We start from the raw sequence: 1018 nt of genomic DNA, 5'->3' as shown, positions 1-1018 counted from the left end.
GGTGGCGGCCTTACCGGCGGGCAGGCCGTTGTCCAGACCGGCGAGGAACCGGGCGCAGATCATGTCGACCGCGCAGGGCCGGGTGAAGGTCTCGGTGAGCTGGTCGAGGTCCAGGTGCGGGAAGGACTCGTGGAGGGAGAGGGCGGCGAATCCGGCGATCCTGCCGACGGCCTCGCCGAGTACGTCGGCGGGGATGGCGGGGGGGGTGGTCTGGATCATGAAGTTCCTTCCGAGGAAGAGGGCCGGCCCGGCGGGTGCCGGGCCGGGAGGGGAGGGTCAGGCCGGGCGGTGGGCGGTGATGGTGCGCACGCAGTAGTGGTTGGCCCGCCGGTTGATGCCGACGATCCGGACCTGGGCGACCACCGGGGCGATCTCTCCGGCCCGCAGGGCCCTCGCGATCTCCATGGCGCCGTCGTGGACGACCATCGAGCCGGTCTGGGTGTCCGGGTTGCCGGAGTGGAAGAGGGCCCGCATGGGGGTGACCTGCTCGACCAGGAAGTCGGCCAGCTCGTTGGCGGTGAGGGTGGTGGGGGTGATGGGCTTGCGGGCGGTGATGGTGGCCATGTCGAGCTCCCTGAGGGTTGTGGTGGTGTGTGTTACACCTTCTTCATTGACCAAAGCTCTCTGGGGTAACTCTTATATCCAAAGAGATTTGGTCAAGAGATCGTCAAGCTGGCAGGTCAGGTGATGGTGAACAGGTCAAGCTGCTCGGGCGTCTGGTCGTCGGCCGCCATTGGGGGCAGCTCCTCCATCGGCCGCTGATTGAGTTCCGGCAGGACCGGCTTGGGCTCCGGGTTCTCCGCGTCCGCACGCAGCTCGGCGACCACCGCCGGGTCAAGGCGGTGCTCCGCGATCTCCTCCTCGGTCGGCACCCATCCGGCCGGCCGCCGGTGGATCCGGTACGCGATGCCGTTCACCTTCGCCCAGGCGTTCCACAGCCGGTCTTGCAGGTCCTGCCAAGCCATCAGCCGCTGGCGGGCCGCCCGGAACGCCGCGCTCGCCGCCTTGCGCTTCGCCT

At 68.9% G+C, this 1018-nt stretch carries 3 protein-coding genes; all 3 read right to left on the bottom strand.

Annotation, left to right across the window (positions count from 1 at the left end):
- On the bottom strand, positions 1 to 219 hold a 219-nt coding region (locus ACWF94_RS36610; protein WP_453498916.1), incomplete at its 3' end, for a hypothetical protein.
- Between the two features lie 57 nt (positions 220 to 276).
- The gene (locus ACWF94_RS36605; protein WP_453498914.1) at positions 277 to 564 is read right to left on the bottom strand and encodes a hypothetical protein; all 288 of its coding nucleotides are present in this window, start codon (positions 562 to 564) and stop codon (positions 277 to 279) included.
- 116 nt (positions 565 to 680) lie between these two features.
- Positions 681 to 1018 (bottom strand): hypothetical protein (locus ACWF94_RS36600; protein WP_453498912.1); only part of this gene is annotated, 338 nt, incomplete at its 5' end.

The organism is Streptomyces sp. NPDC055078 (assembly GCF_053607985.1).
This window is presented reverse-complemented; position numbering and strand designations above follow the sequence as displayed.